Origin of the sequence: Paenibacillus litoralis (assembly GCF_046244365.1) — a bacterium.
Taxonomy (GTDB): Bacteria; Bacillota; Bacilli; order Paenibacillales; family NBRC-103111; genus Paenibacillus_V.
In genome coordinates, this window is record NZ_CP176395.1 from 5232275 (window position 1) to 5246717 (window position 14443).

Annotated in this window: 17 protein-coding genes; all 17 read right to left on the reverse strand. The window is 50.8% G+C overall.

Annotation, left to right across the window (positions count from 1 at the left end):
• Positions 1-41: 41 nt before the first annotated feature.
• The gene (gene proS / locus ACKGJP_RS21985) at positions 42-1490 is read right to left on the reverse strand and encodes a proline--tRNA ligase (RefSeq protein ID WP_409340939.1); all 1449 of its coding nucleotides are present in this window, start codon (positions 1488-1490) and stop codon (positions 42-44) included.
• 88 nt (positions 1491-1578) lie between these two features.
• Positions 1579-2835, reverse strand: a complete 1257-nt coding sequence (gene rseP, locus ACKGJP_RS21990) for an RIP metalloprotease RseP (RefSeq protein WP_409340940.1) — start codon at positions 2833-2835, stop codon at positions 1579-1581.
• A gap of 214 nt (positions 2836-3049) precedes the next feature.
• Positions 3050-4195, reverse strand: coding sequence for a 1-deoxy-D-xylulose-5-phosphate reductoisomerase (locus tag ACKGJP_RS21995; RefSeq protein ID WP_409340941.1), 1146 nt, complete (start codon positions 4193-4195; stop codon positions 3050-3052).
• 56 nt (positions 4196-4251) lie between these two features.
• Entirely contained in the window at positions 4252-5049 is a 798-nt protein-coding gene (locus ACKGJP_RS22000) for a phosphatidate cytidylyltransferase (protein ID WP_409340942.1), read from the reverse strand.
• 28 nt (positions 5050-5077) lie between these two features.
• The gene (locus tag ACKGJP_RS22005; protein ID WP_409340943.1) at positions 5078-5845 is read right to left on the reverse strand and encodes an isoprenyl transferase; all 768 of its coding nucleotides are present in this window, start codon (positions 5843-5845) and stop codon (positions 5078-5080) included.
• A gap of 90 nt (positions 5846-5935) precedes the next feature.
• Positions 5936-6493 carry a ribosome recycling factor gene (gene frr / locus ACKGJP_RS22010; protein ID WP_409340944.1) on the reverse strand — a complete coding sequence of 186 codons (558 nt, stop codon included), beginning with the start codon at positions 6491-6493 and terminating at the stop codon, positions 5936-5938.
• Positions 6493-7221 carry a UMP kinase gene (gene pyrH, locus ACKGJP_RS22015; RefSeq protein WP_409340945.1) on the reverse strand — a complete coding sequence of 243 codons (729 nt, stop codon included), beginning with the start codon at positions 7219-7221 and terminating at the stop codon, positions 6493-6495. The genes frr and pyrH overlap by 1 nt, the downstream gene beginning before the upstream one ends.
• 120 nt (positions 7222-7341) lie before the next feature.
• Positions 7342-7995: a translation elongation factor Ts gene (gene tsf / locus ACKGJP_RS22020; RefSeq protein ID WP_409340946.1), complete on the reverse strand. Its 654-nt coding sequence runs from the start codon at positions 7993-7995 to the stop codon at positions 7342-7344.
• A gap of 179 nt (positions 7996-8174) precedes the next feature.
• A complete protein-coding gene (gene rpsB, locus ACKGJP_RS22025) occupies positions 8175-8873 on the reverse strand; it encodes a 30S ribosomal protein S2 (RefSeq protein WP_113028846.1) in 699 nt (232 codons plus the stop codon).
• Positions 8874-9162: 289 nt separating this feature from the next.
• Positions 9163-9684: a hypothetical protein gene (locus ACKGJP_RS22030; RefSeq protein ID WP_409340947.1), complete on the reverse strand. Its 522-nt coding sequence runs from the start codon at positions 9682-9684 to the stop codon at positions 9163-9165.
• Positions 9677-10273: a DUF6115 domain-containing protein gene (locus ACKGJP_RS22035; protein ID WP_409340948.1), complete on the reverse strand. Its 597-nt coding sequence runs from the start codon at positions 10271-10273 to the stop codon at positions 9677-9679. Before ACKGJP_RS22035 ends, ACKGJP_RS22030 begins: the two co-directional genes overlap by 8 nt.
• A gap of 38 nt (positions 10274-10311) precedes the next feature.
• Positions 10312-10629 (reverse strand): hypothetical protein, encoded by a 318-nt coding sequence (locus ACKGJP_RS22040; protein WP_409340949.1) that lies wholly within the window; start codon positions 10627-10629, stop codon positions 10312-10314.
• 33 nt (positions 10630-10662) lie between these two features.
• On the reverse strand, positions 10663-12072 hold the full coding sequence (locus ACKGJP_RS22045; protein WP_409340950.1) for a DUF342 domain-containing protein: 1410 nt from the start codon (positions 12070-12072) through the stop codon (positions 10663-10665).
• 24 nt (positions 12073-12096) lie between these two features.
• Positions 12097-12885, reverse strand: coding sequence for a FliA/WhiG family RNA polymerase sigma factor (locus ACKGJP_RS22050; protein ID WP_409340951.1), 789 nt, complete (start codon positions 12883-12885; stop codon positions 12097-12099).
• A gap of 18 nt (positions 12886-12903) precedes the next feature.
• Positions 12904-13329 (reverse strand): hypothetical protein, encoded by a 426-nt coding sequence (locus ACKGJP_RS22055; protein WP_409340952.1) that lies wholly within the window; start codon positions 13327-13329, stop codon positions 12904-12906.
• A gap of 3 nt (positions 13330-13332) precedes the next feature.
• Positions 13333-13827 (reverse strand): chemotaxis protein CheD, encoded by a 495-nt coding sequence (locus ACKGJP_RS22060; protein ID WP_409340953.1) that lies wholly within the window; start codon positions 13825-13827, stop codon positions 13333-13335.
• Positions 13824-14411, reverse strand: a complete 588-nt coding sequence (locus tag ACKGJP_RS22065) for a chemotaxis protein CheC (RefSeq protein ID WP_409347230.1) — start codon at positions 14409-14411, stop codon at positions 13824-13826. Before ACKGJP_RS22065 ends, ACKGJP_RS22060 begins: the two co-directional genes overlap by 4 nt.
• Between the last annotated feature and the right edge of the window lie 32 nt (positions 14412-14443).

Consider the following 14443-nt stretch of genomic DNA (forward strand, 5'->3'; position numbering starts at 1 on the left):
AATATCTCCGCAGCCCTGCGACCGATTGTCTATATATTCGTTTAGTAGGCGCGCCCGAAAACGACCGTATGCTTCGAAGCATCGCCGCATACTAGACATTTCGTTTTGTGTTCGCCCGGCTCGAACGGTATATTCCGGCTTGTCGCGCCCGTTTCTTCTTTTACCTGCGCTTCACATGCGTTCGAGCCGCACCAGCCGGCAAGCACGAATCCGCGCTGCTGATCGAGAAATTGCTTCATTTCGTCAAGCGTCTCGACCGATGTGAAGTACTCGTCGCGGAACTGCTTCGCCTTCTCGAACATATCGTTGTGAATTTCCGTCAGCATGAGCTGAACTTCCTCAACAAATCGATCTTGCGCCACGACACGCTTCTCGCCGGATACGCGGGAAACAAGAACGACTTGTCCGTTCTCCATGTCGCGCGGTCCCAGCTCGACGCGTACCGGGATGCCCCGCATTTCGTACTCGTTGAATTTCCAGCCCGGACTTTGATCCGGACGGTCATCCACCTTCGCTCGAACACCCGCCTGCTTCAGCTGCGCAAACAGTTCGTTCGTACGCGCTACGACCTGCTCGCGCGTTTTCGGCGGCCCGATCGGAATGATAACGGCTTGTGTCGGCGCTACCTTAGGCGGGAGCACCAGCCCGCGATCGTCTCCATGAACCATAATCATCGCGCCGATGAGACGCGTGCTGACGCCCCAGGACGTCGTATGGGCGAACGTATGCTGGTTCTCGCGATCCAAATACTTAATGTCGAACGCGACGGCGAAATTAGTGCCGAGATAATGGGACGTTCCCGCTTGGACCGCTTTACCGTCTTTCATCATCGCCTCGATCGAATACGTATCCACTGCGCCGGCAAACTTCTCGGACGGCGTTTTTTGACCGACGATTACCGGAATGGCCAAGAAGTTTTCGACGAACTCGCGGTATATTTCGAGCATTTGCATCGTTTCGCGGCGCGCATCTGCTTCGTCTTCATGCGCCGTGTGACCTTCCTGCCACAAAAACTCGCTCGTCCGCAAAAACGGCTGCGTCCGCTTCTCCCACCGCACGACGTTTGCCCATTGATTAATCAGCAGCGGCAAATCGCGATAAGAGTTGATCCACTCCGAGTACATATGACCGATCATCGTTTCGGATGTCGGGCGGATAGCCAACCGCTCTTCCAGCTTTTCTCCGCCGGCTTCGGTTACCCATGGGAGCTCGGGATTAAAGCCTTCGACGTGTTCCTTCTCCTTTTGGAAGAAGCTCTCGGGGATGAAAAGAGGAAAATACGCATTACGATGCCCGGTTTCTTTGAAACGGGCGTCCAGCTCCCGCTGGCACAGCTCCCAAATCTCATAGCTGTCCGGCTTGAACACGATACAGCCGCGAACGGGCGAATAGCTCATAAGATCGGCTTTCTTGATAACGTCTAGATACCATTTGGAAAAATCTTCGCTCTGCGGCGTAATTTCTTTGACAAATTGTTTGTCGTTTGCCATGTTTTGTTCTCCTGCCCCACTTTTCGAATGAACCGGGACGATCAGCGTCATCCCGGCAGCACTTCCCTATGATACAGCAAGCCGGACGTCAACCTTTCATCAACCGTAAAATATCGTTGTACGTAACGGCAATCATTAAAAGCATCAGCATCGCAAAGCCGATAAAATGGACCATGCTCTCGCGATTCGGGTCGATCGGTTTGCCTCTGACGGCTTCGATACCTAGAAAGACTAAACGGCTGCCGTCAAGCGCCGGAATAGGCAGCAAATTGAATATACCGAGATACAAGCTGAGAAGCGCCGACCAAAATATCATCGGAGCCGGACCCGCTTCGGCATATTTGCCGGATTCCTCGACGATACGGATCGGTCCGCCTAAATCATCCATTTTGAACTGGCCGAAAACCAGCGTTTTGAAGCCCAGCAAAATTTGCTTCGTCGCGAAGGTCATGTTATCCCATGCGCCGCTAATCGCTTCGCCGGTTTTCACGCCGCGGTTGTTCCATTCCAGTCCGATTCCTACGAGCGTCACGCCGTCTTTCTCTTTAGGCGTTACTTCCTTCTGCAGCTGCTCGCCCTTGCGCTCGATTATCCAGTTCATCGGCTTGTCTTGGGAGCCTTTGATCAGATCCGTAAGCTTGACGCGATCCGTTCCGATCGGCTCATGATTGACTTCGCGAATAATATCCCCCGCTTGCAAACCGGCTTTTTCGGCGGGCGAGCCCGGTTCGATCCTGCCTAGCTTAACAGCTTCCGGAACGCCGTTCACAATCATGAAAAGCAGAAACAGAACGAAAGCCAGCAAAAAGTTCATGACCGGACCCGCAAAAATCGCAAGCGCGCGTTGGCCGACCGTTTTACTGCCGAATTGACGGTCAAGCGGTGCGATTTGATGCTCTTTGCCCCCTGTCACCATCATCGCTTGAGGGTGAATCGGGAATCTTAGCTGCTCATCTTCCACTTGAAGACGGACGAAAAGCTCTTTCTCCAGATCGATCTGCTCGACGACGCCAAGAACGGCATCAACCCGGTAGTCCACCTTGTCGAGATACAGCTCGGTAACCGTATTGTTGACGACTTTGCACGCGATCGTTTGCCCGGGATTGATCTGCACGATTTCCGGGTCTTCTCCCGCCATTCTGACAAAACCGCCGATCGGCAAGAGACGCAGCGTATAGCGCGTTTCGCCTTTCTTATAAGAAAACAGCTTCGGCCCAAAACCGATCGCAAATTCCCTGACCAAAATCCCCGCGCGCTTGGCGAAGTAAAAATGTCCCCATTCATGAAGCGTTACAAGCACAAAAAACATCAGGACAATCTGCAAACCGTTCTGGACATATGACAATGGAGTCCCTCCCTATAGGCCTATCGGCAACATAAAACGAGCCGCATTCGATAACCGTTTAACATGCGTATGTTCTAAGATTACCATTATTACGGTTGCGAATACAAGCCAACCGGCTTTCAGGGAGCCGCCGCCCGACATTCGTTCGTCTCGGCAGAAACAGCAAATTCTCGTTTCAAAAAAAACCGGGCAACGCGAACGCTGTCCGGAATGATTAGAATCGGATACCCGCTGCGGTTTCTCTAGCCCATCGATCCGCATGCAGGATTTGCTCAAGGTCTGGCGATGATACCGACTCGTGCTTCTCCAGAACGATCGAAATGATGTCCTCGATTTGCAAGAACTGAATCTCCCCGTTTAGAAACCTCGAAACCGCCATTTCGTTCGCCGCATTGAACACCGTTGTCGCCGTACCACCCGTCCTGCCGCACGCAAACGCCATTTTTAAGCATGGGAAACGATCGTAGTCCATTTCTTTAAAATGGAGCGTGCCTATTTGCGCAAGGTTAAGCGGCTTGGTAGGCGTAACCGATCGATTGGGATAAGTAAGCGCATACTGTATCGGCACCCTCATATCCGGATTTCCCAGCTGGGCAATTACGCTGTTATCGACGAATTCGACCATCGAGTGGATGACGCTTTGCGGATGCAGCATGACGTCAATTCGATCGTAAGGCAATTCGAACAGCCAATGAGCCTCGATGACCTCCAGGCCCTTATTGACCATCGTAGCCGAGTCGATCGTAATTTTCGCGCCCATGGACCAGTTAGGGTGGTTGAGCGCTTCCTCTACCGTTACGCCAACCAGCTGCTCTCGGGTACGGTCGCGGAACGAGCCGCCTGATGCCGTTATTGTAATTTTGTTGATTTGATCGGGATGTTCGCCATTTAAGCATTGAAAAATAGCCGAATGCTCGCTATCGATCGGAAGCAGCCGGACGCTGCGTTTTGCTGCAAGAGCCGTTACAAGATGGCCTGCCGTCACTAGGGTTTCCTTGTTGGCAAGTCCGATCTGTTTGCCGGCTTCAATCGCCGCAAGCGTGGGCTGAAGCCCTACGCTGCCGACCATTGCGGTAACAACCAACTCCGCATCGGTTCCGGCTGCCGTCTCAAGAAGTCCTTCGTGCCCCCAAAAAAATTGCGTCGAAGCTCCGAACTCTTGCTTCAACTGTTCGGCATGAGCTTTCGTTGCAACGGACACTTTCCGCGGGCGAAATTTACGTATTTGCTCCGCCAGCAGTTGAATGTTGCCTCCCGCCGCAAGCGCTTCAACCGAATAACGCTCCGGGTCATGCGCGATAACGTCCAGCGTTTGCGTTCCGATCGAGCCAGTCGAGCCAAGAATCGATATTTTTTTCATCCTGCACACCTCTTCATAAGCAAAAACGTTTACGGGTCTAGATCCTGAATAATTGCTTACATGGAAGGAAGGACGGCCAGCAGATTGACAAAAGGAAACACGATCAGCCAACTGTCGACGCGATCGAGTACACCTCCGTGTCCGGGCAGAAGCGAGCCGGTATCCTTAATCCCCTTCACACGTTTATACGCGGATTGAATTAAATCGCCCATCTGTCCGACTACCGCAATGACGACACCGAGTGCGATCGCACGGCCGATGCCGAGCATCTCCGGTTTTGCCACTGAGAATAAAATAGCGGCTACCACCGTCAGCACGACGCCTCCGAGAGCCCCTTCAACCGTTTTTTTCGGGCTGATCGCCGGCCAAAGAGGCGTCTTTCCGATTGCCCGTCCTGTAAAATAGGCCCCCGAGTCGGTGATCCAAATGCAGATGAAGACTAGGCATGTCCAGAACAATCCGTTCTCCGGCAAGCGGGTTGCAATCATGTAGTGAAAGCCGAAGCCGATATAGATGACGGAGAGAAAAAGCAAAGCCGCTTGATCTACCGTCACTTTGTTTTTCGTCGTTACCGTCAGTACGAAAAATAATAGCATGACGATCCAGACGATCGTATGTACAGGCAGTTTGTCCGCTATCCAAGCAAGCTGCCACGGATCTACCAGCAAAAAAATGCCGGCCAAGCCGATGATGCGCAGCGGCATATTTTTGCCGATTCCGCACATTCGCATAAACTCGTCATACCCGATGCAGGCGAGCACGAACAGCAATGTGGCATACCAATAACCACCAAAATACAAAAATGCCAAAAACGGGACGCCTGCTAATATTCCGGTGATGATTCGCTGCTTCAAACGTCATTCCTCCAACCGGACACCGCGATTATTTCAAGCCGCCGTAACGCCGGACGCGACGTTGATATTCACGAATGGACTCGTAAAAAATATCTTCGGTGAAATCCGGCCAATACTTTTGCGTAAACCAAAATTCCGAATAGGCAAGCTGCCAGAGCATGAAGTTGCTGAGACGCAGCTCTCCGCTCGTCCGAATCAGCAAGTCCGGATCCGGCAGGTCGGAAGTCAGAAGGCGCTCGCTCACATGCTCCTCCGACAGCTGTTCGGGGGAAAGCTTTCCTTCGTTCATCTCCCGGCACAACTGCTTCATCGCTTCAAGCATCTCTCTGCGGCTTCCATAGTTGAAGGCAAAATTGAGAATAAGCCCATCGTTATGCTGCGTCTTGGCTATCGCATCTTCCACGACTTTAAGCGTATGAGGCGGAATATCTTCCTTCCAGCCCGTCATCCGGATTTGAACGTTTTTTTCGATCAGTTCCTCGATTTCGAGCGGGAAAAACTCTTGCGGCAGCTTCATCAAAAAGTCGACTTCATCGCGCGGTCGCTTCCAGTTTTCCGTTGAAAAAGCGTATAGCGTCAGGACCTTAACGCCGATATCGTTAGCAGCGACGGTAATTTTTTTGACATTTTTCATGCCCGCATGATGTCCCGCGACTCTCGGCAATCCGCGCTGCTGCGCCCATCTTCCGTTGCCGTCCATGATGACGGCGACGTGGTTCGGGACATTGCCTGCAGATATGTCGGATATCTCCTCTGTGTTGTTGGCACCAACTAGCTTTTTAAAGAAACGCATCATTCCAAGTTTCCCCCACGACGGATTCAAACCATTCAGAAAAGAACGAAAAAGCGAAAAGCCCCCACCAGACTGGGGGTTCGAATCGTTAAGCTACACTTCCATGATTTCTTTTTCTTTAGCCGCTAATGTCTTATCGATTTCCGCAATAAACTTATCCGTCGACTTTTGAACGTCTTCCTGGTGGCGACGGGACTCGTCTTCCGACAAACCGGCCGTTTTCTCCAGCTTTTTAATTTCATCGTTCGCATCGCGTCTAATGTTGCGAATGGCAACCTTGGCTTCTTCGCCGGATTTCCGCGTCATTTTGACCAGTTCGGAACGCCGTTCCTCTGTAAGCGCCGGAATCACGATACGAATCGATGCACCGTCATTCGAAGGCGTCAGACCAAGATCGGATTTCATGATCGCTTTCTCGATCGCGCCGATCGAGCTTTTGTCCCAAGGCTGAATCATCAGCGTGCGGGAATCAGGCGTGTTGATATTCGCCAATTGATTGACCGGCGTTAACGCCCCGTAATATTCCACTTGAATTCTGTCGAGAAGCGCGGGTGTAGCGCGGCCAGCGCGCAGCGAGGCAAGTTCTTTTTTCAAAGAAGAGATCGCTTTTTCCATACGTTCATCGGCATTTTTTTTGACCGATTGCGGCATTATTTTACACTCCCTTTAACAATGGTACCGATTTTTTCTCCTAGCACGACTCGTCTGATGTTGCCTTCTTCGGTAATCGAGAAGACGATGAGCGGGATGTTATTATCCATACACAAGGAAGACGCCGTCGCATCCATTACGCCCAGGTTTTGGTTCAATACGTCCAAATAAGTAAGCGTCTCGTATTTCACCGCCGACGGGTCTTTGAACGGATCCGCCGAATAGACGCCATCGACTTTGTTTTTGGCCATCAAGATGACTTCGGCTTCAATCTCCGCTGCACGAAGAGCAGCCGTTGTGTCCGTAGAAAAGTACGGATTTCCGGTGCCTGCCGCAAAAATGACAACGCGCCCTTTCTCTAGGTGACGAATGGCTCTCCGCCGAATATACGGCTCTGCAACCTGCTGCATCGTGATGGACGTCTGAACGCGAGTTGGTACTCCGACATTCTCAAGCGCATCCTGAAGCGCCAGGGAGTTCATCACGGTCGCAAGCATTCCCATATAATCCGCGGTCGCGCGATCGATCCCTTTTGCGCTGCCGGCGATACCGCGCCAAATATTGCCGCCTCCGACAACGATCGCCACTTCCACATTCAGCTCATGGACCTTCTTCACTTGCTCCGCTATGGAGGCAATCGTAAGCGAATCGATACCGTAGCCTTGCTGGCCGGCTAACGCTTCACCGCTCAGTTTCAATACAACGCGTTTGTATTTGGGCTGTTCCAATTGTAAACCTCCATTAACAAAATAACAAATTTCAACCTTCTATGCATGTAAATCTTTTAGTTTTGCTAGGTGAAAAAAGAAGGAACACGATAAGGTGTTCCATCTTTGTTTTGAAAATTATTACATTTTAGCTTGAGCCATTACTTCTTCGACGAAGTTGTCGACTTTCTTCTCCAAACCTTCTCCAAGCTCGAAGCGAACGAAACGACGAATCGAGATGTTCTCGCCGATTGTTGCGATTTTCTCTTTAACAAGCGTCTCAATCTTTTTGTCCGGATCTTTAATGAAGGATTGTTCCAGCAAGCAGAACTCTTCATAGTATTTGGAAAGACGGCCTTCCACCATTTTGTCGACGATGTGGGCAGGCTTGCCTTCATTCAGTGCTTGAGCTTTCAAAATTTCGCGTTCTTTCTCGAGCTCTTCTTGAGGCACTTCATCGCGGCTAACGAATTTCGGATTGGATGCCGAAATTTGCATAGCGATGTCTTTAACGAAATCTTTGAATTGGTCGGTTTTTGCAACGAAGTCGGTTTCGCAGTTGATTTCAACCAATACGCCGATACGTCCGCCGGCGTGGATGTAGGAACCTACAGCGCCTTCCGTGGCGATACGGCCTGCTTTATTTGCCGCTGCCGCAAGACCTTTCTCGCGCAATACTTCGATCGCTTTCGTCATATCGCCGTCTGCCGCTTCCAATGCTTTTTTACAATCGAGCATCCCTGCTCCTGTTTTTTCGCGCAATTCTTTAACCGCTGCTGCACTAACTGCTGCCATTCGTATGTTCCTCCTTTAGATAATCCCCACAAAGTGAAGCGAAGCTGCCGAAGCTTATTCCGAGTACTTTCTGGGGGGCCCCAATTCTTAGTTCATAAAATCAAATTCCTTCAAAAAAAGGGCGGGTGATAGGTTATTCACCTTCAACCCACCCTTTCTTGTTACGTTCACATTTGGGTTTAAGCAGTTGTTTGCTCGCCTTGATGAGCTTCGATAACCGCATCGGCAATTTTCGCCGTCAACAGCTTGACCGCGCGAATCGCGTCGTCGTTACCCGGAATGACATAGTCGATTTCGTCCGGATCGCAGTTGGTGTCGACAATACCTACGATTGGGATACCGAGTTTGCGCGCTTCTGCAACCGCGATACGCTCTTTACGAGGGTCGATGATAAACAATGCGCTCGGCAAACCTTTCATGCCTTTAATACCGCCGAGGAATTTCTCAAGACGTTCCATTTCCTTGCGAAGAATGATAACTTCTTTCTTCGGAAGCACTTCGAACGTGCCGTCTTGTTCCCATTTCTCCAGCTGGTGGAGGCGGTCGATCCGTTTTTGGATCGTTTGGAAGTTGGTCAGCGTTCCGCCGAGCCAACGTTGGTTGATGTAGAACATACCGCAACGTTCCGCTTCTTCTTTAACGGAATCTTGCGCTTGTTTCTTTGTTCCTACGAACAGGAACGTTCCATTCTCAGCGGCAACAGACTTAACAAAGTTGTAAGCCTCTTCGACCTTTTTCACAGTTTTCTGCAGGTCGATAATGTAAATGCCGTTTCTTTCGGTGAAGATGTATTTATCCATTTTCGGGTTCCAGCGACGGGTTTGGTGTCCGAAATGCACACCAGCCTCGAGCAGCTGTTTCATCGAAATGACTGCCATCTTCACTCACCTCCTCTAGTTTGGTTTTTGTGGCCTCCGACGATCGCATCTTCAGCGCAAAACTTTTCGAAAAAAGCACCTTTGCGCGAATTGATCGACGTGTGTTTTTCAACGCCGACAATAACTATAACATAATTGGCCGAGTCGTTGCAACACTTTGCCAAATAACATATAAGTTGTTGTCGGAAATCGGGTCCAAAAGCATGACCAATGCTTCTTCATCCACCGCAATCGCATCGTATCCAAAAATAAAAAGCAGATTTCTGTCAAGAAATCTGCGGAGTTTTATTTATTCAGCGGGAATTTTCGTCAGCTTATCAATGATACTCTCCGGCTTCTCTCCGGGTGTGAACGAGTAGGTGCCGCTGCGCAGCTTCGTTGTCGCCTGCGCTTGCTTAAGCGATTGGTCGAATGCCGCTTTGTCGATAATGCCCGCTCCCGACAAAATCTCCCCTACCTGCGTTGAACTAATGCCGTCCGGTATCGTTACGCTTTTTGGCGAAGCCGGAGATACCGGCGCAGATACAGCCGGCGTCTGCACGGGTGCTGCGGATGGCGCTTGTGAAGGGGCAGGCGTCGAAGTCTGCGATGCGGCAGGCGAGGGATTAGAAGCCGCCTTCGGATCTTTTTTCACCAACTGATATCCGTTCGATTCCGCCCACTGCTTGACCTTCGTTTCATCCAATTGCACGTCTCCGGAAGAAGGAGCGGCGGGTTTGGTTTCCGCAGTTGCTTGCGTAAGCTGCAGCGAGACGGAAGCGACGATCAGTCCTGCGCCGAACCCGGCCAACATGTTTCTCAGCTTAACCACGACTTTCCTCCTCCTGCTTCGCAAGCTGGACGATCAAGTTGACTTCACCTTTGGTTAGCCCCAGCTTTTTGGCGATATGTTCAATGGATTTTCCTTCGTCGTAAAGATTGAATATATGTGCAAATCGATCCCGCATGCCGACCGATTCCGTTTGCTTCGTTTCATCCCCTACCTCTTCCTCCGGGGATACGTTTGGCTTGGATGCCTCCGCCGCGAGCTCCGCAGCTTTCGCAGCTTCGGCTTCAACCGGCGCCAAAGCCGCTGCCGTAAGCGCATTACCGTTCTCGAGCGCTTGCAGCTTGCTGTAGATCAAATGCTTCAACTCGCTGGAGAGCTCCAAGCTTTGCTTTTCGAGCGATTCGATTTTATCGGTTAGTTTGCCAACCTGCTGTTCGTGCGTCTGCTTCATTCGGGAAACCGAGTCGAGCAGCTGTTTATTTTCTTCCTCGATTTCCGAGGCAAAATGCTCCATCGTTTCCTCTAGCTCTCTAACCATACTGGCAGCAGGAGGAGAAGACGTCTTCGGCAAAAAACGCGAAAGCACGATACAGCCTGCTCCGATTACTACAAGCACAACCCAATCATTCATGTCCAAGCCTCTTTTCTTCATCGCAAACGTAGCGGAAGCTACAGCGACAAATCAATCCGATGTCCCTTATACGGATGCTCGCAGCTTTGCGGTGCTCCCTCACTTTCACCCGGTTGCCGATTGCTTTCAGTCGTTTGGCGATCAGGCCGCGATCGTTTGCGTTCGTCACGAATGTTCGCCTTGGCAGCCGATTCGCTTTTCTCGCTTCTCGAACGATTCAATTCCGCATCTTTCTGCATGGCACCTGCCGCTGCCGCTTGGTCAAGCACAGGCTTTTGCTGCATTTGGTTTTGCCAGTGCGCAGCATCACCGTTCTTATGAACAGCGAGCTGCAGGTCTATCGGTTTGAAGTTCATGGGCTCACCTCATTCCGCTGCTCCAGCAGCCGTCTACAAATAAGGAACCATCGAAATATCCCCGTCGGAAATGCGGAAAACTACGCGCTGCACCGCATCTTTGACGAACTTCGTATACCTTCCGATCACGATTTTGGTGCCTCCATATACGATGGACAGCACTTCGACCTTTGCTTTATCCGTATCGGACAAAGACTTTTCGATTTCTAGAATGCGTTCCCGAATCTGGGTTTGCTCCTCGATTGCTTGTTTTTTGGTAAGCTGCAGCTTCACGCGGATCGCCAATCTTTCGGGAGTCAGTTGTCCCGCAGCGGCAAGTTGATCAAGGATGACAAGCGCCTTTTCGGTTTTGTCCAGATTTTCTTGTCCCGTTCTTACTTGTCCCCGAAGCTGAATAAGCTCATTGCGGAGCTCCGGAAGCACCCCTACTTCAACGAAGGTGTTCGTCGACATCGAATTGCCGATCGTCCGGGCAGTAACCTTATCTCCGGCTTGAATGATGCCGCCGACGATCAATCCCTTGGCTCCGAGACAGACGACGCTGTTACCCGCCCGCACGTTGGAATGCATGATGCTTTGAGAAACCAGGATGTGCTCAGCCGCCTCGACATTGCCATCTTGAATAAAGGAGCTTTTTACGTTGACTCCCGCTTTGATCAAGCCTTTGTTTTGGCCCAAAATGCCCGCGCTTATTTCGATGGAGCCGCCCGCTTCCATATCGGCGCCTTCTACGCCTCCCGTAACGCGAATATCTCCGGAGGCCTTTACCTTAAAGCCCGGGAGCACGTTGCCGCGAATGACAACGGTTCCTACAAAATCGATATTGCCGATGTTGTAATCCACGTCCCCATTCACTTCGAAAACGGGAAAAACGTTGATCTTATCGCGATCCGTTTTGACGATCATGCCGTCAATCGCCGCATACATATGCAGCCCTTCGGCGCTCACCACAACATTTTTCCCGAGTTTAAACCTCGCTTCTTTCCCTTCCCGGGGGAGCAAAATCTCGCCGGTCACCCCTCTGCCTGGCGTTCCCGGCGATGGTGGAACTCGTTTGGCGATCAACTCGCCTTTACGCACATTGCTGAGCGCCGTCACTTCCTTATAGTCCACCTTGCCGTTTTCCATTTCAAGGGGCTTCTTATCGTCTTGATCCAAGTTATGCAGGAAAGTAATGACTCCGTCCGTACCGCTGATTGCCAGTTCCCCTTCAGCCACGACCGCTTTCTCTTCCACAAACCCCAAAGGGTTCATCGCGATTTCATGCAGGACGCCATGCTTCACGCCGACCGTGATCAGTTGAGCTCTAAGCATGCTTTCCAATTGAACGGCCGTACATTGGATCGTTTCGTCTAGCCTCGTTACTTGCATATATGCTTTCAGCTTGTCGCTCGACACGGTCACTCTAATGAAGTTCTCCGAAAGATGAGCGGAATCACTCACGATAATCCTCCCTTGCTGCTGTTACTATTGATCGATAAAGAGCTGGACCTTAAACCGGTTTAACGAACCGCGAAGCCGCAGAATCGCCTTGGAATGAAGCTGCGAAATCCGGGACGGCGACAGCGACATCACCTCCGCAATTTCGCTCAGGGACAAGTCGTCAAAATAAAACAGCGATACGACGGTCCTTTCTTTTTCGGTCAATCTCTCGATGGCCTTGGCAAGCGTTTCCTTCAAGAAAAACTCGTTCACCTTGTATTCGGGATTTTTGGCTTTGTCGTCGATCAACAACGAGAGCCGCGTCTCCGACTCTTCTTCGCGAATCGGATCGTCTATCGAGCATACCGAAGTGACGGCGATATCCTGAATCATTTGGCTGAATTCCGTCTCGGATACTTGCATATATTCGCTCATTTCTTTATCCGTTACGGAGCGCATATATTTCTGTTCCAGCTTCTGATAAGCATCCTCGATCCGTTTCGCCTTCTCGCGAATGGAGCGCGGCACCCAGTCTCCCTGGCGGAGTCCATCGATGATCGAGCCGCGGATACGCCAGGACGCGTAGGTTTCGAATTGCAAACCCCGCCGGTAATCGAATTTTTCAATCGCATCGATCAGCCCCATAATGCCATGGCTGCATAAGTCGTCCTTGCTCACGTTTTTGGGTAAACCGATCGCCAAGCGGTTAGTCACGAAGTCGACGAGCGGCAAATACTGCTCGATCAAGCTTTTTTTGGCTTGCAGCACTCCGTCTTCCTTCCATTGCTTCCATAGATCCATATTGGTCAAGTGCGGCTGCTTATGCTCGATCATGGCGGGCGTACACCTTCCTTACTCTTCTGACATATGACGAAGCGCTTTGGCCATTTCTTCGGAATCCGTATTGCTCTTGGTGACTAGCTTCGGTGGTTTCAGAGGTGAAAATGACGAATCGTCCTGCCCAGGATGCATATTGCCCTTCAGCATTTCGTGAATATGAGCGTCATCGTCGGGTGTACTCATATCAAACTTGGTTCCCGTATGACTTTCACCGGGCGTATCTACACGATGAGGAAAACCTTGCTGTGCCGGATTCGAAAAGCCTGCCACCGTTCCGAGCACCCAACGAAAAGCAAAGACCGCAACGAACAGCAGCGCAAAGCTGTACACGCTTCGCAGTAACGTTGTCGGCAAAGAATTATTGCCAAGCGACAGCAAGAACGTCATCGCAAAACCAAATAATCCGACAGTCGCATTCCAGCGGTAATTTCCTATCATCTTTCACATTTCCTTAATGCCGTATGTAACGCTTCGTATAACGAGAATACCGGTTTCACTATCAAACTCGATCGTTCTGCCATAATTACCACCCGTATCTTCTGCTTTAATCGGAATCGAAAACTTCTTCAACATTTCTTTGCAAGCCTCCACGTTTCGAGGGCCGATTCGCATCGTGTCGCTCCCGGTCGTAAACGCGAACATTTGTGCGCCTCCCGCCAATTTCGCTTCCAACCGATCCGGCGACGCTCCAAGTTCCTTCATTCTCCGGATCATTTCCGGCAGCGCGGTATCGGCATACTTGGCAATATTCATATTCCCTTCTTTGGCGATTTCCGAGGAAGGAAGCATAACATGCGCCATACCGGCCACTTTCTGCCTGGCATCGAACAAAGTTACGCCCACGCATGAGCCCAGTCCCGTCGTTTTGAGCACGCCGGTCAAACGGGCAACATTTAAATCAGCCATACCTACCTTAATCAGGTTCGTTTGCGTCATCTGGGTGGTACTCCTAATGCGGAGAAGATCGTCTCAAACGATTGCGGATCAGGAATGAAAAAAAACTGTCCTTCAATCGTATCTTGTCCGTTCAAAAATTTCGTATCGATCAGCATCGCCTGGTCGCCCATCTGTCCGTATTCCATTAACCCGTAGCTCAATATTGCGCCGGCCATATCGATAGCTAGCGCCGGGACGGTCGGACTCATCGAAAGTTTTGTAAAATCGGCCAATGACGTCAAGAACGACCCCGCCAAAATATTTCCGATCTCATTTAAAGCCGAAAGCTCCATATCGGAAAAATGCTCGGTATCCTCCACTTCGATGCCGACCAAGCTATTCAGCATACGCTTAGCGGAATCGATTGACAAGAGGAAAAACATATTGCCCGGCGTTTCGCCTTCTACCCGCAAAAAGATAGCCAGTACGATCGTCTCGTTACCGCCCACGCTATCCGCTACTTCTTCAAAGGGAACTAGCCGGACTTTGGGAACAAGCATGTCGACAGGCTTGTCCAACAACGTGGACAATGCAGTCGCGGCATGACCGGCGCCGATATTGCCCACTTCCTTCAAAACATCCATTTGGAACTCGGCAAATGCTGTAAAATCGCTCA

Excerpts from the sequence above, each read along its gene's own strand:
- proS (WP_409340939.1), bottom strand. The coding sequence starts at position 1,490 with ATGGCAAACGACAAACAATTTGTCAAAGAAATTACGCCGCAGAGCGAA.
- ACKGJP_RS21995 (WP_409340941.1), bottom strand. The coding sequence starts at position 4,195 with ATGAAAAAAATATCGATTCTTGGCTCGACTGGCTCGATCGGAACGCAA.
- ACKGJP_RS22005 (WP_409340943.1), bottom strand. The coding sequence starts at position 5,845 with ATGATGCGTTTCTTTAAAAAGCTAGTTGGTGCCAACAACACAGAGGAG.
- frr (WP_409340944.1), bottom strand. The coding sequence starts at position 6,493 with ATGCCGCAATCGGTCAAAAAAAATGCCGATGAACGTATGGAAAAAGCG.
- tsf (WP_409340946.1), bottom strand. The coding sequence starts at position 7,995 with ATGGCAGCAGTTAGTGCAGCAGCGGTTAAAGAATTGCGCGAAAAAACA.
- rpsB (WP_113028846.1), bottom strand. The coding sequence starts at position 8,873 with ATGGCAGTCATTTCGATGAAACAGCTGCTCGAGGCTGGTGTGCATTTC.
- ACKGJP_RS22035 (WP_409340948.1), bottom strand. The coding sequence starts at position 10,273 with ATGAATGATTGGGTTGTGCTTGTAGTAATCGGAGCAGGCTGTATCGTG.
- ACKGJP_RS22040 (WP_409340949.1), bottom strand. The coding sequence starts at position 10,629 with ATGAACTTCAAACCGATAGACCTGCAGCTCGCTGTTCATAAGAACGGT.
- ACKGJP_RS22050 (WP_409340951.1), bottom strand. The coding sequence starts at position 12,885 with ATGATCGAGCATAAGCAGCCGCACTTGACCAATATGGATCTATGGAAG.
- ACKGJP_RS22055 (WP_409340952.1), bottom strand. The coding sequence starts at position 13,329 with ATGATAGGAAATTACCGCTGGAATGCGACTGTCGGATTATTTGGTTTT.
- ACKGJP_RS22060 (WP_409340953.1), bottom strand. The coding sequence starts at position 13,827 with ATGACGCAAACGAACCTGATTAAGGTAGGTATGGCTGATTTAAATGTT.
- ACKGJP_RS22065 (WP_409347230.1), bottom strand. The coding sequence starts at position 14,411 with ATGGATGTTTTGAAGGAAGTGGGCAATATCGGCGCCGGTCATGCCGCG.